The 25,343-nt window shown below is 70.7% G+C and carries 17 protein-coding genes and 1 tRNA gene; 14 read left to right on the top strand and 4 right to left on the bottom strand.

Going from position 1 to position 25,343, the window contains the following annotated elements; translation table 11 throughout:
- Positions 1 to 203: 203 nt before the first annotated feature.
- Positions 204 to 1,385: an ADP-forming succinate--CoA ligase subunit beta gene (gene sucC, locus BDW27_RS11715; protein ID WP_017545892.1), complete on the top strand. Its 1,182-nt coding sequence runs from the start codon at positions 204 to 206 to the stop codon at positions 1,383 to 1,385.
- A gap of 12 nt (positions 1,386 to 1,397) precedes the next feature.
- On the top strand, positions 1,398 to 2,276 hold the full coding sequence (gene sucD / locus BDW27_RS11710) for a succinate--CoA ligase subunit alpha (RefSeq protein WP_017545891.1): 879 nt from the start codon (positions 1,398 to 1,400) through the stop codon (positions 2,274 to 2,276).
- 93 nt (positions 2,277 to 2,369) lie between these two features.
- Here sucD and BDW27_RS11705 read toward each other — a convergent pair whose 3' ends face one another.
- The gene (locus BDW27_RS11705; protein ID WP_017545890.1) at positions 2,370 to 2,855 is read right to left on the bottom strand and encodes a DUF1707 domain-containing protein; all 486 of its coding nucleotides are present in this window, start codon (positions 2,853 to 2,855) and stop codon (positions 2,370 to 2,372) included.
- A 219-nt stretch (positions 2,856 to 3,074) separates the two neighbouring features.
- On the opposite strand from BDW27_RS11705, the gene BDW27_RS11700 reads away from it, so the two are divergent.
- Positions 3,075 to 4,673 carry a DUF6350 family protein gene (locus tag BDW27_RS11700; RefSeq protein ID WP_110049301.1) on the top strand — a complete coding sequence of 533 codons (1,599 nt, stop codon included), beginning with the start codon at positions 3,075 to 3,077 and terminating at the stop codon, positions 4,671 to 4,673.
- Between the two features lie 85 nt (positions 4,674 to 4,758).
- Here the strand turns inward: BDW27_RS11700 and mfd are convergent, their stop codons facing one another.
- Positions 4,759 to 8,370, bottom strand: coding sequence for a transcription-repair coupling factor (mfd, locus tag BDW27_RS11695; RefSeq protein ID WP_110049300.1), 3,612 nt, complete (start codon positions 8,368 to 8,370; stop codon positions 4,759 to 4,761).
- Between the two features lie 406 nt (positions 8,371 to 8,776).
- On the opposite strand from mfd, the gene cysC reads away from it, so the two are divergent.
- The 3 genes from cysC (at position 8,777) to BDW27_RS11680 (ending at position 12,871) form a co-directional block, all read left to right on the top strand.
- Positions 8,777 to 10,360: an adenylyl-sulfate kinase gene (gene cysC / locus BDW27_RS11690; RefSeq protein WP_110049327.1), complete on the top strand. Its 1,584-nt coding sequence runs from the start codon at positions 8,777 to 8,779 to the stop codon at positions 10,358 to 10,360.
- Positions 10,360 to 11,118, top strand: a complete 759-nt coding sequence (locus BDW27_RS11685) for a MazG family protein (protein ID WP_110049299.1) — start codon at positions 10,360 to 10,362, stop codon at positions 11,116 to 11,118. The genes cysC and BDW27_RS11685 overlap by 1 nt, the downstream gene beginning before the upstream one ends.
- Before the next feature lie 406 nt (positions 11,119 to 11,524).
- Positions 11,525 to 12,871: a short-chain fatty acid transporter gene (locus BDW27_RS11680; protein WP_017545885.1), complete on the top strand. Its 1,347-nt coding sequence runs from the start codon at positions 11,525 to 11,527 to the stop codon at positions 12,869 to 12,871.
- 6 nt (positions 12,872 to 12,877) lie between these two features.
- Here BDW27_RS11680 and BDW27_RS11675 read toward each other — a convergent pair whose 3' ends face one another.
- Positions 12,878 to 14,329: an FtsW/RodA/SpoVE family cell cycle protein gene (locus BDW27_RS11675; protein ID WP_017545884.1), complete on the bottom strand. Its 1,452-nt coding sequence runs from the start codon at positions 14,327 to 14,329 to the stop codon at positions 12,878 to 12,880.
- Between the two features lie 303 nt (positions 14,330 to 14,632).
- Here BDW27_RS11675 and eno point away from each other — a divergent pair, with 303 nt between their 5' ends.
- The 6 genes from eno to BDW27_RS11640 all read left to right on the top strand — a co-directional run bounded on the left by eno (position 14,633) and on the right by BDW27_RS11640 (position 20,039).
- Positions 14,633 to 15,916, top strand: a complete 1,284-nt coding sequence (gene eno / locus BDW27_RS11670) for a phosphopyruvate hydratase (protein ID WP_017545883.1) — start codon at positions 14,633 to 14,635, stop codon at positions 15,914 to 15,916.
- A 162-nt stretch (positions 15,917 to 16,078) separates the two neighbouring features.
- A complete protein-coding gene (locus BDW27_RS11660) occupies positions 16,079 to 16,453 on the top strand; it encodes a septum formation initiator family protein (protein WP_017545881.1) in 375 nt (124 codons plus the stop codon).
- Between the two features lie 52 nt (positions 16,454 to 16,505).
- Positions 16,506 to 17,090 (top strand): DUF501 domain-containing protein, encoded by a 585-nt coding sequence (locus BDW27_RS11655; RefSeq protein ID WP_017545880.1) that lies wholly within the window; start codon positions 16,506 to 16,508, stop codon positions 17,088 to 17,090.
- Positions 17,087 to 18,079 carry a Ppx/GppA phosphatase family protein gene (locus BDW27_RS11650; protein WP_017545879.1) on the top strand — a complete coding sequence of 331 codons (993 nt, stop codon included), beginning with the start codon at positions 17,087 to 17,089 and terminating at the stop codon, positions 18,077 to 18,079. Before BDW27_RS11655 ends, BDW27_RS11650 begins: the two co-directional genes overlap by 4 nt.
- A 379-nt stretch (positions 18,080 to 18,458) precedes the next feature.
- On the top strand, positions 18,459 to 19,835 hold the full coding sequence (locus tag BDW27_RS11645) for an NAD(P)/FAD-dependent oxidoreductase (protein WP_017545878.1): 1,377 nt from the start codon (positions 18,459 to 18,461) through the stop codon (positions 19,833 to 19,835).
- Positions 19,836 to 19,965: 130 nt separating this feature from the next.
- Positions 19,966 to 20,039 (top strand) — tRNA-Leu (locus tag BDW27_RS11640).
- 473 nt (positions 20,040 to 20,512) lie between these two features.
- On the opposite strand, the gene BDW27_RS11635 is transcribed toward BDW27_RS11640, so the two are convergent.
- Positions 20,513 to 22,276 (bottom strand): helix-turn-helix domain-containing protein, encoded by a 1,764-nt coding sequence (locus BDW27_RS11635; RefSeq protein WP_110049298.1) that lies wholly within the window; start codon positions 22,274 to 22,276, stop codon positions 20,513 to 20,515.
- A 220-nt stretch (positions 22,277 to 22,496) separates the two neighbouring features.
- Between BDW27_RS11635 and pruA the strand changes: the two genes are divergently transcribed.
- On the top strand, positions 22,497 to 24,122 hold the full coding sequence (gene pruA, locus BDW27_RS11630) for an L-glutamate gamma-semialdehyde dehydrogenase (RefSeq protein ID WP_110049297.1): 1,626 nt from the start codon (positions 22,497 to 22,499) through the stop codon (positions 24,120 to 24,122).
- Between the two features lie 174 nt (positions 24,123 to 24,296).
- Entirely contained in the window at positions 24,297 to 25,223 is a 927-nt protein-coding gene (locus BDW27_RS11625) for a proline dehydrogenase family protein (RefSeq protein ID WP_017545875.1), read from the top strand.
- The last annotated feature ends 120 nt before the right edge of the window (positions 25,224 to 25,343 follow it).

Raw genomic sequence — 25,343 nt, 5'->3', positions numbered from 1 at the left:
CCCTGGTGTCCGGCGGCCGGACGACGGGCGACTAAGCTTTGCGCATGTCGCGGGTGGCAACGCCGCGGCGATCTCGATCTCTGTAGGCGGCTCACCCCCAACGGGGCTCTGCGTCGTGGTGTGACACCCCTCCAGTGCGTCACGCCGATCGACACGCCACCCCGGTACACACTTGAGCCAGCGAGTTACAAGGACGGACCCTCGTGGACCTGTTCGAATACCAGGCGAAGCAACTCTTCGCAGAGTACGGGGTTCCCGTACCCCAGGGGAAGGTGGCGAGCACGGTCGCTGAGGCGCGTGCCATCGCCGATGAGTTCGCCGCCGCGGGCAAGCCCCGCGTCGTCGTGAAGGCCCAGGTCAAGACCGGTGGCCGCGGTAAGGCCGGCGGCGTCAAGGTGGCCGAGGGCCCCGAGGACGCCGAGGCCAAGGCCGGGCAGATCCTCGGCATGGACATCAAGGGCCACACGGTCCACCGTGTCCTTGTCGAGGAGGCGAGCGACATCGCCGAGGAGTACTACTTCTCCTTCCTGCTCGACCGCGCCAACCGCAACTTCCTCTCCATCTGCTCCAAAGAGGGCGGCATGGAGATCGAGGAGGTCGCCGAGACCAACCCCGACGCCGTCGCCAAGATCTCGATCGACGCCCTGAAGGGCGCCCCGGCCGACGTCGCCGCGGAGATCGTCAAGGCGGGCAACCTGCCCGAGGCCGCCGCCGCGGGCGCCACGGAGATCGTCTCCAAGCTGTGGGACGCCTTCGTGGGCAAGGACGCCACCCTCGTGGAGGTGAACCCGCTCATCCTGACCAAGGACGGCCGGGTCGTCGCCCTCGACGGCAAGGTGACCCTGGACGAGAACGCCGAGTTCCGCCAGGACCTCGAGAGCCTGACCTTCGCCGAGGAGGGTGACCCGCTCGAGGTCGCCGCCAAGGCCAAGGGCCTCAACTACGTCAAGCTCGAAGGCGAGGTCGGCATCATCGGTAACGGTGCCGGTCTGGTCATGTCGACCCTGGACGTGGTCGCCTACGCCGGTGAGAACCACGGTGGCGTCAAGCCCGCCAACTTCCTCGACATCGGTGGCGGCGCCTCCGCCGAGGTGATGGCGAACGGCCTGGAGATCATCCTGGGCGACCCCGCCGTCAAGAGCGTCTTCGTCAACGTCTTCGGTGGCATCACCGCCTGCGACGCGGTCGCCAACGGCATCGTGCAGGCTCTGGAGCTCCTGGAGCAGCGCGGCGACGACGTCAGCAAGCCGCTGGTCGTGCGCCTGGACGGCAACAACGCCGAACTGGGCCGCCAGATCCTCGACGAGCGCGCCCACCCGGCCGTTCGTCGGGTCGACACGATGGACGGCGCCGCCGCTCAGGCCGCCGAGCTCGCGGCGAAGTAGGGACAACACACCATGGCTATCTTCCTCAACAAGGACAGCAAGGTGCTCGTCCAGGGCATGACCGGCTCTGAGGGCACCAAGCACACCCGCCGTATGCTCGCGTCCGGCACCAACATCGTTGGTGGCGTGAACCCGCGCAAGGCCGGGCAGAGCGTCGACTTCGACGGCACCGAGGTGCCCGTCTTCGGCTCCGTCGCCGACGGCATGGCCGCCACCGGCGCCGACGTCACCGTGATCTTCGTTCCGCCGAAGTTCTCCAAGGACGCCGTCGTCGAGGCGATCGACGCCGAGATCGGTCTGGCCGTCGTGATCACCGAGGGCATCCCGGTCCACGACACCGCCGCCTTCTGGGCCTACGCCGGCTCCAAGGGCAACAAGACCCGCATCGTCGGCCCGAACTGCCCCGGTCTCATCACCCCGGGTCAGTCCAACGCCGGCATCATCCCGGCCGACATCGCCAAGCCGGGCCGCATCGGCCTGGTCTCGAAGTCGGGCACGCTCACCTACCAGATGATGTACGAGCTGCGCGACATCGGCTTCTCGTCCGCCGTCGGCATCGGTGGCGACCCGATCATCGGCACCACGCACATCGACGCCCTGGCGGCCTTCGAGGCCGACCCGGACACCGACGTGATCGTGATGATCGGTGAGATCGGTGGCGACGCCGAGGAGCGCGCGGCCGACTTCATCAAGGCCAACGTGACCAAGCCCGTCGTCGGCTACGTCGCTGGCTTCACCGCCCCGGAGGGCAAGACCATGGGCCACGCCGGCGCCATCGTCTCGGGCTCCTCCGGTACGGCCGCCGCCAAGAAGGAGGCCCTCGAGGCCGTTGGCGTCAAGGTCGGCAAGACCCCGAGCGAGACCGCTCAGCTGGTGCGCGACCTCTTCTAGGGGACGTGCCCCGCAGGGCGCTCGTTCAGCACGGCTCCGCCCCGCCTCCGGTGACATCCGGTCGGTGGGGCGGAGCCGTTTCGTGTGCGGGGGTCAGCCGCCGAGCTGGTCGCGCCGTCGGCGCTGGGAGATGAGCTGCCCGACGAGGGGGCCGACCACCATGAGGCAGAAGAACCCGAGGAAGACCGTGATGGCGTAGACGTTGCCGCTGACGAACGAGGGCGTGCCCCACACGAGCAGAAGGAAGCCGCCCCAGCCGAGGAGTCCGCCGATGTTCACGCCCCTGTCCTTCTCGGAGACCTCGGCCTCGTCCTCGTCGGGGACGGCGGGGGAGGTCTCGGCGGACGGGTGGGCCGGGTCGGGTTCGGCGACGGAGCTGGGGGCGAGTCTGCGCGGCAGGTCGTCGAAGAGCGGGACGAGGTCGGCGTTGTTCACCGCCCGGAGCGCGGCGTCCGAGCGGTACTCGTGCTCCTCGGTGTCGAGTCGCCCCTCCTCGAACGCCACGCGCAGCTTCCCGAGAGCCTCGTCGCGTTCGGTGTCGGACAGCCGGTAGCTGCGGTCGGGTTCGAGTTCTGCCATGTGGCGTCCTTGGTGCGGGGGGCGGGGTCTCATCTTACGACGTATCGCGTTTGTGGGGCGTTCCGTCATGGCGACCCGCACACGACACGCGCGGCCCGGATACCACGGAGCATTCCGGTCCCTGGCAGCATAAGTCGGGTGAGTACGCCAGGATCTCCCCCCGACCGAGGCCGACAGTCGAAGCGGTCCACGAGCACCAGCGACGGGGCCCCCGGGAGTGTGCCCGCGTCACCGCCGGAGGCGGCGGGCCGACCGATCTACTCCACGGGCGGGGTGGCCGCGGCTTCGGCCGCCGGTATCGGCCTGGCGGTGATCGTCACGCTCACCATGGCCGGGTGGGTGGCCGCGCCCCACGACACCTTCGGTGAGGACATCGTGGACCTGCTGCGGGGCGCCGTGCTGGCCTGGCTGGTCGGCCACCACGTGTCCTTCTCCATCGCGGAGGGGCAGATCAGCCTGTTGCCGATGGGTCTGGTCCTGTTGCCGGGGATGCTGCTGTACCGGTTCGGCCGATGGTTGGCGGGCTGCTGCGTGATCGAGCGGCTGCGGCACGTGCACCGGGCGGCGCTGGCCATCGCCGGTCCCTACGCGGCGATCGCGGGCACGCTCGCGCTCCTGGCCCGCACCGACGAGGCCGTGCCCAGCATGCCGCGCGCCCTCCTCATGGGGTTCGTGATCGCGTTCATCGCGGGCGGGCTGGGGGTGCTGCGCCAGCTCATGCGGGACAAGGGCGTGGCCGCGCGCGACCTTCTCGACCTCATGCCCGCGCGGTCGAGGTCGCTGCTGGTAGGCATGCTCGCGGCCACGGGAACCCTGCTGGTCGGGGGGCTGGTGCTGTTCCTGGTGGCGTTGGGGATGAACCTGCCGGAGGCGGTCGAGATCACGCGGTCGCTGGGCCCGGGGGTGGTCGGCGGTTCGCTCCTGCTGATCGTGCAGTTGGCGTACCTGCCCAACGCGGTGGTGTTCGCGGTCTGTTACGCGCTCGGCCCCGGGTTCGCGATGGGTGCGTCCACGGTGGTCGCGCCGACGGAGGTGTCGGTGGGCGCTGTCCCGGCACTGCCGATGCTCGCGGCGCTGCCCTCCAACGGCGCCGCCCCGGTGCTGTCCCTGGGCGCTCTGGCGGTGCCGTTCCTGGCGGGGGCGATCGGCGGGGTGCTGACCCAGCGCAGCGCGCCGGACGTGGTCAGCGAGGCGGCGCCGCTGTGGGGGTTCGTGTGCGGCGTGACGACGGGGCTGCTGTTCGCCGCCCTGGCCGGGGTGGCGGGCGGTTCGTTGGGTGCGCAGCGGCTCAGCGACATGGGCCCCTCGGCCTGGCAGGTGGGAGTGGTGGCCGCCCTCGAAGTGGGGGTGGCGGCGGCGGTGGCGGCCTGGATCGCCAACTGGTGGTACACGCGCAAGCAGTCCCGTGAGGTGGCCGCGGAGCGGGAGGAGGCCGCGGCCGAGCCGAGCCCCGAACCCGCAGTGCCCGTGGTGGAGCTGCCCGAGGACGTCCCGGTCGGCAAGGGGCTGGCCACCGTCACGGCGCTGCGCCCCCGCGAGGAGGAGCGCGAGGAGAAGGTGGCGGAGGAGGCGCCGGAGCCGACCATCGCCGAACGCCGGGCGGTGCTGCGGCGTGTGCGGCAGGCGCGCAGGCGCGACCGCGTGGTGGAGCGGCAGGCACGCCGGGAGGCCCGCCGGGAGCTGCGGGGGCAGCGCCGCGCGGACCGGCGCGCCGAGGGCGGCTGGTGGCGTCGCGGCCGCGCGGACGAGGAGTCGGAGGAGGAGCTGTACGGCATCACCTACGAGGCCGCTCCCGAAGAGGTGGACCGGCGCGACTGAGGTGGGAAGCCCGGGACGGGCCCCCGACCCCGGAGACGACGGAGGGCACGGCCGGTGGCCGTGCCCTCCGTCGTCTCTCGGGCCGTCAGTCGCCCTGCGGGGCGACCCGGCGCTTGCCGGGCTCGAAGATCGAGTTCACGAGGTCCGTGCACCACTTGAGGAGTTCGAGGTCGCGCAGCGGCTTGCCGCCCAACCCGCCCGCCTTGGGGACCGGTACCAGGAGGGTCTTCGCGGACTCCTTCTGGATGGACCTCGGGTACATCCGCCGCAGCCTCAGTTCCTGGGACTCGCGCAGCTCCACCGGGGAGAAACGGATCTGGTTGCCCTGCATGACCACGTCGGCCAGCCCGGCGGACTTGGCCAGCACCCGGAACCGGGCCACCGCCATGAGGTTGTCCACCTGCTGCGGCGGTGCGCCGAAGCGGTCGGTGAGCTCCTCGTAGGCGGCGAGGATGTCCTGCTCGCTGGTGACGCTGGCGATCCGCTTGTACGACTGGAGGCGCAGCCGCTCGCCCGGCACGTAGTCGTGCGGGATGTGCGCGTTGATCGGCAGCTCCACCTTGGTCTCGACCTCGGCCACCGCCTCCGGGTCTCCCTTGAGCTCGGCCACGGCCTCACCGACCATACGCACGTACAGGTCGAATCCCACGCCCGCGATGGTCCCGGACTGCTCCGCGCCCAGGATGTTGCCCGCGCCCCGGATCTCCAGGTCCTTCATGGCCACGTACATGCCCGCGCCGGTCTCGGTGTGCTGGGCGACGGTGGCGAGCCGTTCGTAGGCGGTCTCGGTGAGCGGGCGCTCCGGCGGGTACAGGAAGTACGCGTAGGCGCGCTCGCGGCCACGGCCCACACGGCCGCGCAGCTGGTGCAGCTGGGACAGCCCGTAGGTGTCGGCGCGGTCGATGATGAGCGTGTTGGCGTTGGGCACGTCCAGGCCGGACTCGACGATGGTCGTGGAGACCAGCACGTCGAAGTTCTTCTCCCAGAAGTCGACCATGACCTTCTCGAGCTGCTGCTCGTTCATCTGGCCGTGCGCGTAGGCCACCCGGGCCTCGGGGACCAGGCGCTTGATGGAGGCGGCCACCTTGTCGATGGACGCCACCCGGTTGTGCACGAAGAACACCTGTCCCTCACGCATCAGCTCGCGCCGGATCGCCGCGGTGATCTGCTTGTCCTCGTAGGGCCCCACGAAGGTGAGCACCGGGTGGCGCTCCTCGGGCGGGGTGAGGATCGTGGTCATCTCGCGGATGCCCGTCAGGCCCATCTCCAGGGTGCGCGGGATGGGCGTGGCCGACATCGCCAGTACGTCGACCTGGGTGCGCAGCCGCTTCAGGGCCTCCTTGTGCTCCACTCCGAAGCGCTGTTCCTCGTCGATGATGACCAGGCCCAGGTCCTTGAAGCGGGTCTCCTGTGACAGGAGCCGGTGCGTGCCGATCACCACGTCCACCTCGCCGGAGCGCAGGCCCTCGCGGGTCAGCTCGACCTCGCCGTCGGTCTGGAACCGCGACATCGGCTTGACCTTGACGGGGAAGGACGCGTAGCGCTCGGTGAACGTGGACAGGTGCTGCTGGACCAGCAGGGTGGTGGGCACCAGCAGCGCCACCTGCTTGCCGTCCTGCACCGCCTTGAACGCGGCGCGCACCGCCACCTCGGTCTTGCCGTAACCCACGTCGCCGCAGATCAGCCGGTCCATCGGGACCGACTTCGACATGTCCTTCTTGACCTCGTCGATGGCGGCCAGCTGGTCGGGCGTCTCCACGTAGGGGAAGGCGTCCTCCAGCTCGTTCTGCCACGGGGTGTCCGGCCCGAACGCGTGCCCGGGGGAGGCCTGCCGCGCCGAGTACAGGCGGATGAGGTCTCCGGCGATCTCGCGGACCACCTTGCGGGCCCGGCTCTTGGCCTTGCTCCACTCGGCGCCGCCCATCTTGGACAGCGTCGGCGCCTCGCCGCCCACGTACCGGGTGACCTCGCCGAGCTGCTCGGTGGGCACGAACAGGCGGTCGCCGGGCTGGCCGCGCTTGGAGGGCGCGTACTCGATGAGCAGGTACTCGCGGGTGGCGCCCTGGATCTGGCGGCTGACCATCTCCAGGTAGCGGCCCACGCCGTGCTGTTCGTGCACGACGTAGTCGCCGGGCTTGAGCTGGAGGGGGTCGACCGTGCCCTTGCGGCGGCTGGGCATGCGGCGCATGTCGCGGGTGGAGGACTTCTGCCCCACGAGGTCGGTCTCGGTCAGGACCACCGTGTGCACCGACCGCAGCAGGAAGCCGTGGTCGACCAGGCCGGTGGTGACCGTGGCGATCGCCTCCTTGGGCGGCTCAGCCAGGTCGGCGGCGAGCGTGGCACCCAGCCCCGCGTCCCTGAGCATGGCCACCAGGCGTTCGGCCGGGCCGTGGCCCTGGGTGACCAGCACGACGCTCCAGTTGTCGTGCAGCCAGCTCTTGACGTCGGCCAGGGCGCGCTCGGTGTCGCCGCGGTAGGAGTCGGCGGGCACCGCGCCCACCACGACGGCGTCGTCCTCCTCGCTCGGGTCCTGCCCGGTGCCCTCACCGGCGCTGAAGGGGGTCAGACCCCACCAGGGCAGCCCCAGCCCCGTCGCGGCCGAGCGCAGCTCGGAGATGGACATGTAGGCGGACTCGCCGAGGTCGATGGGGGCCTCACCGCCGGAGGCGGCGTTGATCCAGGAGGCGTCCAGGAACTCGGCGCTGGTGGCCTCCAGCTCCACGGCGCGGGTCCGGATGCGCTCGGGGTCGCAGCCCAGCACCATCGCGTTCTTCGGCAGGTACTCCAGGAAGGGTTCCATGCGTTCGGCGAGGACGGGGGCGAAGGCCTCCATGCCCTCGACCGAGACGCCGTCGGCGATCTTGTTGAGCACCTCGGCCAGTGAGGGGTGTTCGGCGGCCAGGGCGCGGGCGCGCTCGCGCACGGTGTCGGTGAGCAGCAGCTCACGGCAGGGCGGGGCGAACAGGCCGGAGGCGGCGCGGGAGTCGGTGGCCTCCCCGGCCTCGCCGGGGGTGATGGAGCGCTGGTCGGCCACCTGGAAGTAACGGATGTCCTCGACGGTGTCGCCCCAGAACTCCAACCGGAGCGGGTGCTCCTCGGTGGGCGGGAAGACGTCCAGGATGCCGCCGCGCACGGCCATGTCGCCGCGCTTCTCCACCAGGTCCACGCGGGCGTAGCCGGTGTTGGTCAGGGAGCTGACCACGTCCTCCAGGGAGGCCTCGTCACCGGGCCGGATACGGACGGGTTCGAGGTCGCCCAGCCCGGCCACCAGCGGCTGGAGGACGCTGCGGACCGGGGCCACCACCACGCGCAGCGGGGTGGTGAGCGGGTCCGCGGGGTCCGGGTGCGCCAGACGGCGCAGCACCGCGAGGCGCTGGCCCACGGTGTCCGAACGCGGGGAGAGCCGTTCGTGCGGGAGGGTCTCCCAGGCGGGGAAGAGCGCGACCGAGTCCGCGGGCAGCAGCGAGCCGAGCGCGTCGGTCAGGTCGGCGGCCTCCCGCTCGGTGGCGGTGACGGCGAGCACCGGCCGGTTCGCGCCCACGGGGGACTCGGCGGCCAGCGCCCCCACCATGAAGGGGCGCAGTGCCGCCGGGGCGACGAGGTCGAGGTGGGGATCGCGGCCGCTCCGGGCGGTCTCGATCGCACTGTGCAGTGCCGGGTCCTTGGAGACGTCGGCGAGAAGTCCAATGAGGCTCATAGCACCAAAAACTGGAAGTGGTCCGGTTCAGGAGTCGGGTCCTGCCCTGACGCCGACACCCGCGTGCGGCGGGCACGGTTGCCGCCGTCCCGCGAGGCGAGTGGGGACGGGTCCGTACGTGAACGGTGACGGTTGTGGGCGGCCGATGGGCGTGACCACCCGGCTTCTCTCAGCTTATCCAGTACCGCCGTCACACGCGGGCCGGTCGCGGGGTCGGCGGTTGGGTTCCGCCGCGTCCGCGCCCCACTCCCACACTCGGGGAACCGGAAGGGTCACTTCCTACCGAACCCATCCTGAACTGGTGATATTCCGCAGCGACGGCCTCGACGCCGGGGTGTGGGGGCCGGCGGGCATACGCTGGACGCTCGTGGAGGGTCCCGCTGGACGGACAGAGAAGAGGATGTGCGTGGTGAGTGCCCACAGAGACGGGAGCGGGCCGGGCGGGGGCGCCGGCCGATCGAGTGCCCCGGCCTTCGCCCCAGGTCCGGACGGCCTCGCCCACTTGGAACTCATCCTCAGCGGCGCCTACCCGCTGGCCGGGTTCATGACCCGCGAACAGGCGGAGTCGGTGGCGCTCCGGGGACGTCTGCCCGACGGCCGCCCCTGGCCGGTTCCGGTCACCCTTGAGGTGCCGGAGGAACTGGCGGGACAGGAGCGGCTCACGCTCACGGACCTGGAGGGCGCCCCGCTGGCCGAACTCGTGGTGAGCGAGCGCTGGGAGTCGTCCGGTGAGGCCGGTGTGCACTACCTGGCCGGAGACGTCACCCTGCTGCGGCCGCCCACTTACGGGGTCCTGCGGGAGTTGCGGGCCACCCCCGCCGAGGTGCGCGCCCAGCGGGGGCTGGAGCCCACCCCGGACCGGCCTCTGCTCGCTGTGGTCACCGACCGGCCGCTGCACCACCGCGCCCTGCACCAGATCCGCGCCGAGGCCGAGACGCTGGGGCGCGCCGAGGTCCTCGTCATCGTCGACACCGGGCTGCACGACGAGGGACTGGCCGCGACCGTGCTGGCGGCCGAGCCGCTGCTGCCGCCCCGGACGTCGTTCGCCGTCGTCACCCTGCCCCGGTCCGGAGCACGCTCCACGAGCACGCTCGGCGGGGCGTGGACCGAACGCGACGCCGCGCTGGCGGGGCACGTCGCCGCCGCCTACGGCGCCACCCACCTGCTGGTCGAGGCGGGCGGCCGCCCGCCCGAGACCGAGCGGGTCATGGCGCTGCGGCCGCCGCTGACCGTCCTGGACCCCGAGCCGTGGCGGTACGACGCGAACGAGGCGCTGTGGAAGCCCCTCACCCACGTCGACCCGCGCACGGTCCTCGCGGAGCTGAGCGACGACGAGGTCGCGGCGGAACTCGCGCACGGCCGCGAACTCCCGTCCTGGTTCACCCCCGCACGGGTGGGCGCCGAACTCGCGCGGCTGCGCCCCGCGCGTACCCGCCGCGGCCTCACCCTGCTCTTCACGGGCCTGTCCGGATCGGGCAAGTCCACCATCGCCCGGGGGGTGTGCGACGGAGTCCGGCGCTCGGGCCGCACGGTGAGCCTGCTCGACGGCGACGTGGTGCGGCGCGTGCTCTCCAAGGGGCTGACCTTCTCCCGGCAGGACCGCGAACTCAACATCCGGCGCATCGGCTACGTCGCCGCCGAGATCACCCGCCACGGCGGGGTGGCGGTGTGCGCGCCGATCGCGCCGTACGCGGCCGGACGGGCCGAGGTCCGTGCCATGGTGGAGGAGTTCGGGGACTTCTTCCTGGTGCACGTGGCCACGCCCCTGGAGGAGTGCGAGGCCCGCGACCGCAAGGGCCTGTACGCCCAGGCGCGGGCGGGGCGCATCCCCGAGTTCACCGGGGTCTCCGACCCCTACGAGGAGCCCACCGACGCCGACCTGGTCGTCGACACCGTGGGCGCGGACCCCGCCGAGTCCGTGGCCCTGGTGCTGGACGCCCTGCGCGAGGGCGGTTGGCTCCCCTCCGACCAGCACGTGAGCGAGGAATGATGACGAGCGACGCCCCGACCCCACCGGTGCCCGGGCACCGGATGCTCCGCCTGGTCGAGGTGATGGAGACGCTGCGCCGGGAGTGCCCGTGGGACAGCACCCAGACCCACGAGTCCCTGGCGAAGTTCCTCATCCAGGAGTCCTACGAGACCCTGGAGACCATCGAGGACGGTGACTACCCGCAGCTGCGCGAGGAGCTCGGTGACGTGCTGCTCCAGGTGGTCTTCCACTCCGCGATCGGCGCCGAGCGCCCCGAGGGCGACCCGGCCCGGTTCACTGTGGACGACGTCGCCGACGCGATCATCGACAAGATGACCCGCCGCCACCCCCACGTGTTCGGGGGCCAGGACGTGTCCGGCACCGACGAGGTGTGGTCGAACTGGGAGGCCATCAAGGCCGCCGAGCGCGCCGAGAAGGCCAGGGCCAACGGCGGCACGGGTGAGACCTCGGTCCTGGACGGGGTGCCCTTCGCCCAGCCCGCCGTGCTGCTTGCCTACGAGCTCCAGAAGCGGGCGGTGCGCAACGGATTCCCGGCCGATCTCGTGGGCGACGACGGTGTCGAGGGCGGAGAGCTCTTCGCCGCGGTGGCCGCCGAGCGCGACCAGGGTCGTGACGCCGAGACCGACCTGCGTCTGGCGGCCCGCCGCTTCGACACCCGCGTGCGCGCCGCCGAGGAGGCCGCCCGCGCCGAGGGCCACGAACCCCGCGAGCTCAGCGACGAGCAGTGGCGCACCTACTGGGCGAAGGCGGGCGAGTAGACGTAAGGCGAACACGGCCCCGGGCAGTGAGCTGCCCGGGGCCGTCGTTTTCGTGTCCGGTCCGGGCGTTCGCGAGCGCTTCCGGGGGCGTTCGGGCCGCGAGGGAGTGCTCCTGGGCGACCGCGCGCCACGCGTACCAGCACGGCAGAGGATGTGGGAGAGCACGGACGACACCGCCAGGGTGAGGTCGACGAGGACGATCCTCCGTGACTCGGCGGCGCCCCACCGGCTTTGACCCCGCGGGGCTGGTGTGAACGACCTGCCGGCCTGACGCTGAAAACCCTCAAATCGCCTAGTTTGATCTTGACTCCCATGTGACCCATGCAACACAGTGCTCTCACCTCGGGGCCCGGGGCTCCGGCACCCTCCGCCGGAGTCGGGCCCCCGAACCCGTGGGAGCCCCCTAATGCGCCGCTTCGGAAACGCGCTCGCGGCGTTCAGCACCAGGTGGGTGCCGGACGCCTTCGTCTTCGCGGTCATCCTGTCCGCGCTCGTCTTCGGTATGGCCCTGTTCCTGACCGAACGCACCCCGATCCAGTTGGTCGGGGACTGGTACGGCGGGTTCTGGGGCCTGCTGGAGTTCGGCATGCAGATGACCCTGGTCCTGGTCACCGGGTACGCCCTGGCCTCGTCGCCTCCGGCGCGGCGGGCGATCCACAGGGTGGCGGGGCTGGCCCGGGGGCCGCTGACGGCGGTACTGGTCACGGCCGTGGGCTCGGCGCTGCTGGGCATGCTGCACTGGGGGCTCGGCCTGATCGCCGGTGCGCTCCTGGCTGTGGAGGTGGCCCGCTCCTGCAAGGAACGCGGGATCAGGGTGCACTTCCCGCTTGTGGTCGCGGGCGGCTACACGGGGCTGATGGTCTGGCACAGCGGGCTGTCCGGATCGGCGCCGCTGCTCGTCAACACCCCGGGGCACTTCCTGGAGGACCAGATCGGCCTCGTGCCGCTCAGCGAGACCATCTTCCAGCCCTTCAACCTGGTCTTCCTCGCGGCGATGCTGATCGGCGCCCCGCTGCTGCTGATGAGCATGACCCCGAAGCCGGAGGAGAGCGAGGAGATCGGCGACACCGCCGAGAGCGGCCCCGGCGGGACCGGGCGGCCCGCCAAGGAGGAACTGCTCGCCCTGTCACCGGCGCAGCGCCTCATGCACAGCCGCGTCCTGGTGTACGCGGTGGTCGCCGTGGGGCTGGTGTACCTCGTGCCCGCCATCGTGACCAACGGTGTGGTGGGCATGGACATCAACATGCTCAACTTCGCGTTCCTCATGGCCGGACTGGGCCTGCACGGGACGCTCGCCAGCTACTCGGCGGCGGCCGCCGAGGGGGCGAGGAACGCCTCCGCCGTGATCATCCAGTTCCCCTTCTACGCCGGGATCATGGGGATCATGGACACCTCCGGGCTGCTGGAGGTCATCACCCAGTGGTTCATCTCGTTCTCCACCCCGTTCACGTATCCGTTCTGGGCCCTGATCAGCGCCTGCCTGGTCAACCTCGCCGTGCCCTCGGGCGGCGGCCAGTGGGCCGTGCAGGGTCCGGTGGTCATCGGCGCCACCGAGTCCCTGGGCATCCGTCCCGGGGTGGGCGTCATGGCGGTGGCCATGGGCGACCAGCTCACCAACGGCATCCAGCCGTTCTGGGCGCTGCCGCTGCTCGCGCTGACCAAGCTGCGGGCGGGGCGCATCCTGGGCTACTCGGCGGTCGTGATGCTCTTCGGCATCCTCGTCGCCTCCCTGTGCATCACGTTCCTGACCTGAGCCTCCTCAGCGGCGGTCCCGGATGCCGTCGGGCAGGTCCCGCACGTTGATCACCTCGGTCGCGGGGTCGCCCGGCGCCAGCCCCGAGCTGAACGACTCCTGCGGACGGCGGGCGGTCTCGCTGATGGTCAGCAACAGGCCCACGATCAGCCAGTTGGCCATCAGTGCGGACCCGCCCGCCGACAGGAACGGCGTGGTCATACCCGTGAGCGGGATGATCAGCGTCGCCCCGCCCAGCACGATGAACACGTCGAACGCGGTGATGAAGCCGTAGCCGAGCGCGGTGAGCTTGAGGAACACGTCCCGGCAGCCCAGGGAGATGCGCAGCGCCCGCTGGGCGAAGAGCAGCAGCAGGGTGAGCACCGCCATGAGCCCCGTCAGGCCCAGCTTCTCGCCCATCGACACCAGGATGAGGTCGCTGTCGGCGGCGAACAGGTTCTCCGCGTTGCCACTGTGGAACCCGGTCCCCAACAGCCCGCCGTAGGCCAGGGCGATCATGCCCTCCACCACCTGGAAGCTGCCGCCCTCGCTGTGGTACACGTCCGGGTCGAACGCGTTCAGCCAGATCCGCACCCGGTTCTGCACGTGCCCGAAGATCAGGTAGGCCACGTAGGCGCCCGCTGAGAAGGCCACCAGCCCGATCAGCACCCAGGACTTGCGTGCGGTGGCCGCGTACAGCACGGCCAGGAACGTCCCGAACAGCAGCAGCGAGGTGCCCAGGTCCTTGGTGCCCACCAGCAGCAGGATCGCCACCCCCCAGCCCACGGCCATCGGGGCCAGGTCCCGGGCGCGCGGTGCGCTGAACACCTTCACACCGCCGATCCTGAAGGTGCGGGTGACCAGCGCCATCACGTCGCGCTGGCGGCCCAGGTACGAGGCGAGGAAGATCACCAGCAGCACCTTCGCGAACTCCGAGGGCTGCATGGTGAAGGGCCCGACCATGATCCACCGGCGGGCGCCCAGCACCTCGTGGCCCAGCGGCGACAACGGGAGCAGCAGCAGGACCAGCGCGGCCAGGGCGATGAGGTAGGTGTACATGGTCAGGCGACGCGGATGCCTCACGAACACGATGGCGGCGGCGCACAGCACCATGCCGACCAGCGTCCACATCAGCTGCCTGTCGGCCTCACTGCTGCCCGGGGCGAGGTCCCGGGTCATCTGGAGCGCCCAGATCATGGTGATGCCGAGCCCGCTGAGCGCCGTGGCGACCGGGAGCAGCACGGGGTCGGCGTAGGGGGCCACGAACCGCAGCAGCACGTGCAGGGCGATCGCACCCGCGCCGAGCACCGCGCCGTACACCAGCACTCGGTCGTCGACGCCGCCGGTCACCGACAGCGACGCGTACAGCAGGGCGGCGAAGGTCACCCCGATCGAGGCGAGCAACAGCGCCAGTTCGGCGCGTCTTTGTCGCGCGGGGCGCAGAGCCCCGTCCAGCGGTTCGGTCGGCGGGTTGGCCATGCTCGTCCTCTACCGTTCACGCGGGGCCGTGGCTGTTCCGGTGTGGATGGGGGGACGGGCGGCCCTCAGTTGGAACTATAGACACGGGTGGGGGCCAGGCAAGCGGAACGGCCACTTCCGGGCGGTTCGGTTTAACCGGTACGTACCGATGTGGAGGTCGCCCGGGCCGTGACGGCGGGCGATACGTCCGGTATGGACTAGACCAATCTGGCAGGGCGGGCACCACCCACCGGTCCGGGGGTCGCTAGTCTCGTGTCCGGGTCCGGAAACTGTGGGCCCAGACATCGAAGAGACGGAGAGATCGTGGCGTCCATCGAGGCAGTAACGGCGCGGGAGATCCTTGACTCCCGGGGCAACCCGACAGTCGAGGTCGAGGTCCTGCTCGACGACGGGACCCTCACTCGCGCTGGTGTCCCCAGCGGTGCCTCCACCGGCAGGTTCGAGGCGGTCGAGCTGCGTGACGGCGGCGACCGGTACGGCGGCAAGGGCGTGACCAAGGCCGTCACCGCCGTCAACGACGAGATCGCCGACGAGCTGCTCGGCCACACCCCCGACGAGCAGCGCATCATCGACCGCGCGCTCATCGACCTGGACGGCACCCCGGACAAGTCCCGGATCGGCGCCAACGCCATCCTGGGCACCTCCCTGGCCGTGGCCAAGGCCGCCGCCGAGGAGGCCGGTCTGCCGCTGTTCCGCTACATCGGCGGCCCCAACGCGCACGTCCTGCCCGTCCCGATGATGAACATCCTCAACGGTGGCGCGCACGCCGACAGCAACGTCGACATCCAGGAGTTCATGGTCGCGCCCATCGGCGCCCCCACCTTCTCCGAGGCCGTGCGCTGGGGCACCGAGGTCTACCACTCCCTGAAGTCGGTCCTGAAGTCGCACGGCCTGGGCACCGGCGTCGGCGACGAGGGCGGCTTCGCTCCCAACCTGGAGAGCAACCGCGCCGCGCTGGACCTGATCGTCGAGGCGATCGAGAAGGCCGGGTACAAGGTCGGCACCGACATCGCGCTGGCCCTGGACGTGGCCGCCAGCGAGCTGTTCTCCGACGGCGTGTACACCTTCGAGGGCAAGTCCCGCACCGCCGAGGAGATGGCCGCCTACTACGGGGAGCTCGTCGACTCCTACCCGCTGGTCTCCATCGAGGACCCCCTCGACGAGGAGGACTGGGACGGTTGGAAGAAGCTCACCGAGCAGCTCGGCGCCAAGGTCCAGCTGGTCGGCGACGACCTGTTCGTCACCAACCCGGAGCGGCTCCAGCGCGGCATCCTCGCCGACACCGCTAACTCGCTCCTGGTGAAGGTCAACCAGATCGGCACCCTCACCGAGACGCTGGACGCGGTCTCCCTCGCCCAGCGCAGCGGCTACACGGCGATGATCAGCCACCGGTCCGGCGAGACCGAGGACACCACCATCGCCGACATCGCGGTGGCCACCAACGCCGGGCAGATCAAGACCGGTGCCCCGGCGCGCAGTGAGCGGGTCGCCAAGTACAACCAGCTGCTGCGCATCGAGGAGGAACTGGACGACGCCGCCGTCTACGCGGGCGTGTCGGCCTTCCCGAGGTTCGCCAAGCGCGGCTAGTCTGCCCCAGTGTCCCGCGAAACCAAGCAGCCGCCCACAAAGGCCAAGAAGGCGACCAAAGCCGACAGGCCTGCGAAGGCCGCTGCCCGGAAGGGCGCCAAGCGCGCGGGTGACGCGGGCACGAAGGACTCCGGTGTGGGCCGCACCTCCAGGGTGCGGCCCATGCTCACCAGCCGCGCGGCCATCCTCGCGCTGGTCGTGTGCGTGATCGCGCTGAGCCTGGCCTATCCACTGCGCGAGTACGTCATGCAGCAGTCGGAGATCGCGCAGCTCAAGGAGGAGCGCGCCCGCATGGAGGAGAACGTCGCCCACCTCCAGGAGCGCGAGGAGGCCCTGGGCGACGAGGGCTACGTGGAGCGCGAGGCCCGCGCCCGGCTCCACTACCAGTACCCCGAGGAAACCGCCTACATCGTCATCAGGCCCGGTTCCGAGGCCGAGGCCGAGGCGGGCCCGGCCGAGCCCACCGAACCGTGGTTCACCGAGTTGTGGCGCTCCGTGGAGGAGGCCGACAGCCCGGAGCCCGACGCCGGTCTCTAGGTCCTGCGGACCCGGCCCGGGCGGGTACGGCGGCAACTATGCTGGGCTGGTCATGACTTCCGCAGATCAGCCCGTTCCGGGGCACACCGACGGCGGTCCCGCGTCCGAACGGGACCTCGCCGCCATCGAACTCCAGTTGGGCCGCCAGCCGCGGGGGGTCCGTGCCGTAGCGCACCGGTGCCCGTGCGGCCTCCCCGACGTGGTGAAGACCGCTCCCCGCCTGGAAGACGGCACCCCCTTCCCGACGTTGTACTACCTGACATGCCCGCGAGCCGCCTCGGCGATCGGCCGTCTCGAGAACGACGGCCGTATGCGTCGGATGCAGGAGCGCCTGGGCGAGGAGCCCGAGCTCCAGGAGGCCTACACCCGGGCCCACGAGTCCTACCTGGAGGAGCGCGCCGAGCAGGCGCGCACTGACGGGATGGAGCCGTTGCCCGAGGGGATGCAGAGCACCGGGGGCATGCCGACGAGGGTCAAGTGCCTGCACGCGCTGGTCGGCCACGAGCTGGCGGCGCCGGGCACCAACCCGTTCGGGGCGGAGGCCCTGGCCGAGCTTCCGGACTGGTGGGCCAAGGGCCCGTGTGTGTGCGTGGACGAGAACGCCCCCGAGGGCGCTGAAGGGACGGACGCTTCATGAGCGGTGTCGCGGCGATCGACTGCGGAACCAACTCGATCAGGCTGCTGATCGCCGACGTGGTCTTCCTGGGAGACGACGAGGTCCAGGTGGTCGACGTCGACCGCCGGATGGAGATCGTGCGTCTGGGCCAGGGGGTCGACGAGACCGGGGCGTTCGCGCCCGAGGCCCTGGAGCGGACCTTCGAGGCGCTGCGCGGCTACGCGGAGACCATCGAGGCGCACGGGATCGAGCTGGGCCCGGACGCGGTGCGCATGGTCGCCACCAGCGCGACCCGGGACGCCAGCAACCGCCAGGAGTTCGTGGACGGCGTCCGCGCGATCCTGGGCGTGGAGCCGGAGGTGGTGACCGGTCTGGACGAGGCCGAGCTGTCCTTCGTGGGCGCCACGGCCGAGCTGGAGGCGCAGGCCGCCGAGGGTGAGGTCAACGCTGACTTCACGCCGCCGTTCCTGGTCGTCGACATCGGCGGGGGATCCACGGAGTTCGTGCTGGGCGGTCTGGACGACGACGAGGACCTCGTACGCGCGGCCCTGTCCGTGGACATCGGCTGCGTGCGCATGACCGAGCGCCACCTGCGCGACGACCCGCCCACCAGGGAGCAGATCGAGGCGGCCACGGCCGACATCGACGCCGCCCTGGACGAGGTCGAGAAGGTCGTCCCGCTGCGGGAGGCCGGTTCGGTGGTGTGCGTGGCCGGGACCGCGACCACGGTCGCCGGGATCGCGATGGACCTGCCCGAGTACGACTCGGAGCTGATCCACCACTCGCGCGTCTCGGCCGAGGACCTGGAGCGGATCACGGGTGAGCTGTTGGTCTCGCGGCACGCGGAGCGTGCGGAGATCGGCGTGATGCACCCGGGTCGCGTGGACGTGATCGCGGCGGGCTCCCTGGTGCTGTCCCGCGTGCTGGCTCGGACCGGCGCGGACCACTTCACCACGAGTGAGCACGACATCCTCGACGGTGTCGCGTGGAGTCTCATCGTCCCTGAGTAAAAACCAGGGCAAACTAGTACTGAATAGGGCATAACCTCCTCGAAAGGGACCTTCGGGTGAACCGGAGGGGCCTTTCGAGGGGGGTCCAGTAGGGCCCTCGGGTGAGACGCGTCACCCGGAAGACCCTTGTGAATGCATTCACAACCCATCTGACCTGCACAAACATCCTCGCCTCGCACGTGGGGATGGTGGGAAGGTGGGCGGATGTGAACCTTCTCTGCGGGGAGGGGCTTGTGAAAGAATGCACAAGCAACCTTCCAGAGAGTCGGGAGCAAGAACCACGGCTCCACGGACCCCGGTGCGGGGAACCGGGAACGTGACAGCCTTCGCGGCCCTTGAGGCAAGGGCGCCAAAGATTAACCGTTAGGGCGGAAATGCGATGACCGAGAGCAGGAACTACCGGCTGGTGCACGGTGGCGGGGACGAGGCGGAGATCCCGCACATCCTCATCGTCGGCGGCGGTTACCTCGGGATGTACACCGCGAGGCGACTGGAGAAGAAGCTCGGATCCGGTGAAGCCCGCATCACCGTCATCGACCCGAACTCCTACATGACCTACCAGCCGTTCCTGCCCGAGACGGCCGCGGGCAACATCTCCCCGCGCAACGTCGTGGTCCCGCTGCGGAAGGTCTTCGACCGGGTCCGCGTGCTGGGCGGCCGCGTCGTGCGCATCGACCACGCCGACAACACGGTCCGCTACGAGCCCAACGTCGGTGAGCCCGAGACGCTCCACTACGACTACCTCGTGATGGCGGCCGGAGCGGTCTCGCGCACCCTGCCCATCCCCGGCCTGGCCGAGTGGGGCATCGGGATCAAGACCGTCGAAGAGGCGGCCTACCTGCGCAACCACGTGCTCAACCAGCTCACCATCGCCGACTCCACCGACGACGAGGCCGTGCGCGCCAAGGCGCTCAACTTCGTGTTCGTCGGCGGCGGGTTCGCCGGCGCCGAGGCCATCGCCGAGCTGGAGGACATGGTCCGCGACGCGGTCCGCCTCCACCCCTCGATCGACCTCTCCGAGGTGAACTTCTACCTCATCGAGGCCGCGGACAAGATCCTGCCCGAGGTCGGCCCGGAGGTCGGCGGCAAGGCGCTCAACCAGCTCCGCCGCCGCGGCATCGACGTCCGCCTCAAGACCTTCCTCGAGTCCGCCGCGGACCAGCGCATCAAGCTCAGCGACGGCGCCGAGTTCGACGCGGGCACCCTGGTGTGGACGGCGGGCGTCAAGCCCAGCCCGGTCGTTTCCGCGAGCGACCTCCCGCTGGGCCCCAAGGGGCACGTCGACACCAGCGAGTACCTCACCGTCAACGGCACGGACAACGTCTTCGCCGGTGGCGACAACGCCCAGGTCCCCGACGGCAACGGCGGCTACTACCCGCCCAACGCCCAGAACGCGGTCCGCCAGGCGCCGGTGCTCGCCGACAACGTCATCGCGACCCTGCGCAACGGTGAGCTCAAGGCCTACCGGCACAAGAACCTCGGCGCGGTCGCCGGGCTCGGACTGCACAAGGGCGCGGCCCAGCTGTTCGGCAAGATCAAGCTCAACGGCCGCCTGGCCTGGTACGCGCACCGCTCGTACCACCTGCTCGCGGTGCCGACCTTCAACCGCAAGCTGCGGGTCCTCTCCGACTGGACGCTCGCCTTCTTCCTGCGCCGCGACTTCGCCGCGCTGCCGGAGATGTCCGAGCCGCGCCAGGCCTTCGAAGAGGCCAGCCAGCCGCAGGTCGAGGACGGCCGCCTGCGCCGCGTGAGCTGATCCCACGCGACGCCTTCGGCGCCAACACGAACGAAACGACCGGCTTTCTCGCGAAGCCGGTCGTTTCGTGTCCCCATCCGGCCAAGCGGAACCAAAGTGGGCAATCGGCCCGGCCGGTATGATGGGCCACGCCCTCGTAGCCCAATGGAAGAGGCAGGCCCCCTAAAAGGGTCACAAGTGTCGGTTCGAGTCCGACCGGGGGTACTTTGTTTGCTTTGGGCCTCCGCTTCGCTTCGGCCCGTGTTCGGGCGCCCAAGTAGCCAGGGATTCTTCATCCTCGTCTACGCCTGGCTCGTTCCTCGCTGGCGGCTTGACTCGTCTTGCAGAACCCTGGCGGCGCCCTCACCTTCTTCTTTGGGCCTCCGCTTCGCTTCGGCCCGTGTTCGGTGCCTTTGCAGAGGAACCTTCGGCGTCTTCGGTGTGATGGCTCGTTCCTCGCGATCCCACCTCCAGAACCCTCTCCGGCACCGAACGAAAGCACCCCCCTTGCGGCTGGGGTGTACGGGCGGGGCTCACGCCTGTGGCTGAGGTGTCTGGTCCGTGCTCCGCCGGTGGCTGAGGTCCTGGTGGGAAATGCCCCTGTGGCCCGGATACCTGGTCGGCATTGCACCGTGGTTGAGGTGAGCGGTCGGGTCCGCCAGTGGCTGAGGGGGTGGGCGTGGGCACTCGGGTGGGGGTCAGCCCTGTTCCATGAGGAGCTGGAGCTGGGTGAACAGGCGCTCTCCCGGGTCGGAGAGGTCGATCCCGCTCACCGAGGCGGCGCGGCGCACGCGGTAGCGGAGCGTATTGGGGTGGATGTGCAGCCGCTCGGCGGCCGCCCGGGCGTCACCGAAGGCCTCCAGATAGGCCAGCAGGGAGTGCACGAGGTCGGCGCCGCCCGCCTGGTCGTACTCGATCAGCCGGCTTACCCGGGGGTCGCGCAGCGACGGGTCCGCGCGCAGGTGCGCCAGGGTCTCACTGATCAGCACCCGGGAGCGAACGTCGGAGATGGTGGCCACCTCCCAGTCGGTGCCGCCGTCCAGGTCGCGGCCCATCGCGTCCAGCACCCGGTCGGCCTCGGCGCGGGACTCGGGGACGTCGCGCAGCCGCTCCACGAGTGAACCCACGGCCGCCTGCACACGCAGTCCCAGCGCCGCCCGCGCGGCGGCCACGGTCTTGCGGGTCAGGGCCAGCACCGACTGCTCCACCCCGCGCCAGCCGTCGCCGCCCGGTGTGCGGGCCAGGTCGGGCAGCAGCACGTACACGCGGCCGTCGAGCTCGGTCACCAGGGAACTGCGGCGGTAGGCGGCCGTGTGCACGGACACCAGGTCGATCAGTTGGCGGCGGCGCAGCTCCCGCACGGGCCGGTCCGGGCGCTCACCGTCCGCTCCCTCGGGTTCGGCCTCGCCCGAGGCGGGATGGCTGAGGGAGAAGGCCGCCACCAGAGCGGCCCGCTCGGTGTGCACCTCGACGGTGTCCGCGAGGGCGCTCGCGTCGATCCGCCCCTCCAACAGGCTGGACAGCAGGTCCTCGCGCAGCCGCAGCCCGGCGCTGGTCTGGGTGCGCTGCCGGATCATCTGGAGCGCGGTCGTGCGGGCCGCCCCGAGCAGTGCCTCCTCAGCGTGCTGGGACAGCGGCTGCGAACCCTCCTGCACCCAGATGGCGCCCAGGGGCTGGCGCCCGGCGTGGATGCCGACCGCCAGACGGCGGCGGATGCCCAGATCGGGGTGCTCCTCGATCCGGACCACCTCCTCGCCCGCGCGCAGCTTCGTGAACACGCCCCACTCCCGCAGCAGCGCCAGGTAGGACTCCGGTCCCTGGCGGCCGAGCACGGACAGGCGGCGCAGTTCGTCCACCTCGGCTCCGCTGGAGTAGGCGAGCACACGGCTGGCGGAGTCCTCGATGCTCACCAGCCCGCCGGTGAGCTGGGCGATGGTCTGCGCCATGGAGAACAGGTCCCCGGTGGCCTCACCCAGGTCCTCCGAGGTGTTCAGCCGGGCGTCGTCCACGATGCTCTGGCACACCGACTGGAGCTGGTCCCAGCGCACCTCCGGCCGGACCGCGAGGAGCGCCACGCCGCTCTCCTGCGCTTCGGCGCGCAGCGTCCTCAGCTCGTCGGCGCCGGAGCGGGAACGGCCCCGGGCGTCGCCGGAGGGAGGAATGGTCTCCTCGGCGGGGGCGTGCCCTCCGGCCTTGACCGCGACCGCCGTGGCGCCCTGCGCCGCCAGGGCCCGGACCAGACGGCGGGCGGCCCCGCCGCGCACGCCGATCAGTAGGACCAGGTCCCCTTCGCGGGCCTCCACGCGGTCCTCGGGGTCGATGATCACGACGTTGTCCACCTGGACATCCAGCCCGTCCGGTGCGGCGGCGACGTCCAGGATCGGGTCGCCGAGGGCTAGGAGGAGCCTGCGCAGGGGCAGGCCCGACCCCTCTTCACTCTGTGGTACTGAATGACCAGGCATGACGTGGTTCCTCACCGGTCGGGTCCGGTGACCGACACTACTGGAGGGGCGGGGGAGTGGCGTCGGCTCTCGTATGACCACGAGTGCCTGGGTTTGTCCTGGTGAACAAATAAGGCTGGCAAAGAGTGGCCCGTCCCACAAGGTCCGCGCGGGGCGGTTCTGCGACTGTTGAATCAGTCAACCCTGCTCATTCAGGGACATTCTTTCCAGGGAGGTGCCCATGGACGCCGTGACCAACGTCCCGCAGCCGGTGAACGAGCCCGTTCTCACCTACGCGCCCGGGAGCGCCGAGCGTGCCGAGCTCGTCGCCAAGCTCGAGGAGCTCGGTCGCGAGAGCATCGACCTGCCGATGCGCATCAACGGCGAGAGCCGCATGGGTGGCGGCGACCCGATCGACGCCGTCCAGCCGCACAACCACGCGTCCGTCCTGGGCACCATGCGCAACGCCACCCACCAGGACGCCCGCGACGCCATCGCCGCCGCGAAGGCCGCCGCCCCCGCCTGGCGCGCCATGTCCTTCGACGACCGCGCCGCGATCATCCTCCGTGCCGCCGAGCTGCTCGCCGGCCCCTGGCGCGCCACGATCAACGCCGCCACCATGCTCGGCCAGTCGAAGACCGTCCAGCAGGCGGAGATCGACGCGGCCTGTGAGCTCATCGACTTCTGGCGCTTCAACGTCTCCTACGCCCGCCAGCTCATGGAGCAGCAGCCCCTGAGCGTGCGCGGCGTGTGGAACCGCATGGAGCAGCGTCCGCTGGAGGGGTTCGTCTACGCGATCACCCCCTTCAACTTCACCGCCATCGCGGGCAACCTCCCCACCGCCCCCGCCCTCATGGGCAACGTGGTCGTGTGGAAGCCGTCCCCGACCCAGCAGTTCGCCGCCGAGCTCACCATGCGCCTCCTGGAGGAGGCCGGCATGCCCCCCGGCGTCATCAACATGGTCACCGGTGACGGCCTGGCCGTCTCGGACATCGCGCTCAACGACCCCGAGCTGGCCGGTGTGCACTTCACCGGTTCCACGAAGACCTTCCAGCACCTGTGGAAGAGCGTCGGCGAGAACATCTCCAACTACCGCTCCTACCCGCGCATCGTGGGCGAGACCGGTGGCAAGGACTTCATCGTCGCCCACCCCTCCGCCGACCCGGAGATCCTGCGCACCGCCATCGTGCGCGGCGCCTTCGAGTACCAGGGCCAGAAGTGCTCCGCCGCTTCGCGCGCCTTCGTCGCCCGCTCCGTGTGGGAGAGGATGCGCGACGACCTGGTCGCCGAGACCGAGGCCCTCACCATGGGCGACGTCACCGACCTGTCGAACTTCGTCGGCGCCGTCATCGACCGCCGCTCCTTCGACAAGCTGGCCAAGGTCCTGGAGGACGCCAAGTCCGACCCGACCCTGGAGATCATCGCGGGCGGCACCGCCGACGACTCGGTGGGCTACTTCGTGCGCCCCACCATCATCGAGGGCACCGACCCCACCAACGACGTGTTCCGCACGGAGTACTTCGGCCCGGTGATCGCCGTCCACGTCTACGAGGACGACAGGTTCGAGGACGTCCTCAAGATCGTGGACGAGGGTTCCGCCTACGCGCTGACCGGCGCCATCCTGGCCAACGACCGCAGCGCGGTGGCCAAGGCGACCGAGGCCCTGCGCTTCGCGGCGGGCAACTTCTACATCAACGACCGCCCGACCGGCTCCATCGTCGGTCAGCAGCCCTTCGGCGGCGGTCGCGCCTCCGGCACCAACGACAAGGCCGGTTCCGCCCAGAACCTGTCCCGCTGGGCCAGCCCGCGCGCCATCAAGGAGACGTTCGTCGCGCCGACGGTCTCCTCCTACCCCCACCAGGGGTAGTCACCCGGCGGCGCGCCCACTCCCGTCCGAGTCGGGGCCGCCGCCACCCACGGGGCCCGCTCTCTTCCGAGCGGGCCCCGGCCCCCCGAGGAACCCATCGCGCGGACGGCACACCGCCCGCGCGCAACGCCCGCGCCAGCCCCATCGGCTCGCGCACGTCTCTTCGAGGTCACCATGCTTCGTAAGCCCCTGCTGCTCGCCGCCAGGTCCGCGACCTGCCGCAAGATCGTCGAGCGCACTCCCATGACCCGGGCCATGGTCACGCGCTTCGTCGCGGGCTCCACCCAGGAGGAGGCCCTTCCGGCCGTCCGCGAGCTGGCGAAGGACCGCTACATCACCCTGGACTTCCTCGGTGAGGACACCACGGACCTGTCCCAGGCCACCGCCACCGTGACCGCCTACCAGGACCTGCTCGGGGCCCTCGGCGAGGCCGGGCTGGGCGACCGCGCCGAGGTCTCGGTCAAGCTGTCGGCCGTCGGCCAGTTCCTGAACCAGGACGGCGAGAAGATCGCGCTGGAGAACGCGCGCCTGATCGCCGAGGCCGCCCAGGCGATCGGCACCACGGTGACCCTCGACATGGAGGACCACACCACCACCGACTCCACGCTGGGCATCCTGCGCGAGCTGCGCGAGGACTTCCCGTTCGTGGGCGCGGTGCTCCAGGCATACCTGCACCGCACCGAGGCCGACTGCCGCGACCTCAGCGGCGCCGGTTCCCGTGTGCGCCTGTGCAAGGGCGCCTACGACGAGCCCGAGTCGGTGGCCTTCCGCGACAAGCACGAGGTCGACAGGGCCTACGTGCGGGCGCTGAAGGTCCTCATGGAGGGCGACGGCTACCCGATGGTCGCCTCGCACGACCCGCGCATGGTCGCCATCGCCGGTGAGCTGGCCGCCGCCAACGGCCGCGGCGCGGACGACTACGAGTACCAGATGCTCTACGGCATCCGGGACGGCGAGCAGGTCCGCCTGGCCGCCGAGGGCAAGCGCATGCGCGTCTACGTCCCCTACGGCGACGAGTGGTACGGCTACTACATGCGCCGCCTGGCCGAGCGTCCGGCCAACATGCTCTTCCTGGCGCGGTCCCTGGTGACCCGCAACTAGGAGAGCGGTCGTCGCCCCGGCGACGGCGAACGGGCCCGTGCCGGTGCGATCCGGTGCGGGCCCGTTTCGCAACGGTGACCTTGGCGCCGGAACCCCCGGGCCGGGCCGTACGTTACTTTG

It is taken from the genome of Nocardiopsis sp. L17-MgMaSL7 (assembly GCF_003182025.1).
Taxonomy (GTDB): Bacteria; Actinomycetota; Actinomycetes; order Streptosporangiales; family Streptosporangiaceae; genus Nocardiopsis; species Nocardiopsis prasina.
Note: the sequence above shows the minus strand (reverse complement) of the source record. Positions and strands in the feature narration are given on the sequence as shown.

Excerpts from the sequence above, each read along its gene's own strand:
- BDW27_RS11685 (WP_110049299.1), top strand. The coding sequence starts at position 10,360 with ATGACGAGCGACGCCCCGACCCCACCGGTGCCCGGGCACCGGATGCTC.
- mfd (WP_110049300.1), bottom strand. The coding sequence starts at position 8,370 with ATGAGCCTCATTGGACTTCTCGCCGACGTCTCCAAGGACCCGGCACTG.
- BDW27_RS11625 (WP_017545875.1), top strand. The coding sequence starts at position 24,297 with ATGCTTCGTAAGCCCCTGCTGCTCGCCGCCAGGTCCGCGACCTGCCGC.
- BDW27_RS11675 (WP_017545884.1), bottom strand. The coding sequence starts at position 14,329 with ATGGCCAACCCGCCGACCGAACCGCTGGACGGGGCTCTGCGCCCCGCG.
- BDW27_RS11660 (WP_017545881.1), top strand. The coding sequence starts at position 16,079 with ATGCTCACCAGCCGCGCGGCCATCCTCGCGCTGGTCGTGTGCGTGATC.
- sucD (WP_017545891.1), top strand. The coding sequence starts at position 1,398 with ATGGCTATCTTCCTCAACAAGGACAGCAAGGTGCTCGTCCAGGGCATG.
- BDW27_RS11635 (WP_110049298.1), bottom strand. The coding sequence starts at position 22,276 with ATGCCTGGTCATTCAGTACCACAGAGTGAAGAGGGGTCGGGCCTGCCC.
- BDW27_RS11705 (WP_017545890.1), bottom strand. The coding sequence starts at position 2,855 with ATGGCAGAACTCGAACCCGACCGCAGCTACCGGCTGTCCGACACCGAA.
- BDW27_RS11655 (WP_017545880.1), top strand. The coding sequence starts at position 16,506 with ATGACTTCCGCAGATCAGCCCGTTCCGGGGCACACCGACGGCGGTCCC.
- BDW27_RS11680 (WP_017545885.1), top strand. The coding sequence starts at position 11,525 with ATGCGCCGCTTCGGAAACGCGCTCGCGGCGTTCAGCACCAGGTGGGTG.
- BDW27_RS11645 (WP_017545878.1), top strand. The coding sequence starts at position 18,459 with ATGACCGAGAGCAGGAACTACCGGCTGGTGCACGGTGGCGGGGACGAG.
- BDW27_RS11650 (WP_017545879.1), top strand. The coding sequence starts at position 17,087 with ATGAGCGGTGTCGCGGCGATCGACTGCGGAACCAACTCGATCAGGCTG.
- pruA (WP_110049297.1), top strand. The coding sequence starts at position 22,497 with ATGGACGCCGTGACCAACGTCCCGCAGCCGGTGAACGAGCCCGTTCTC.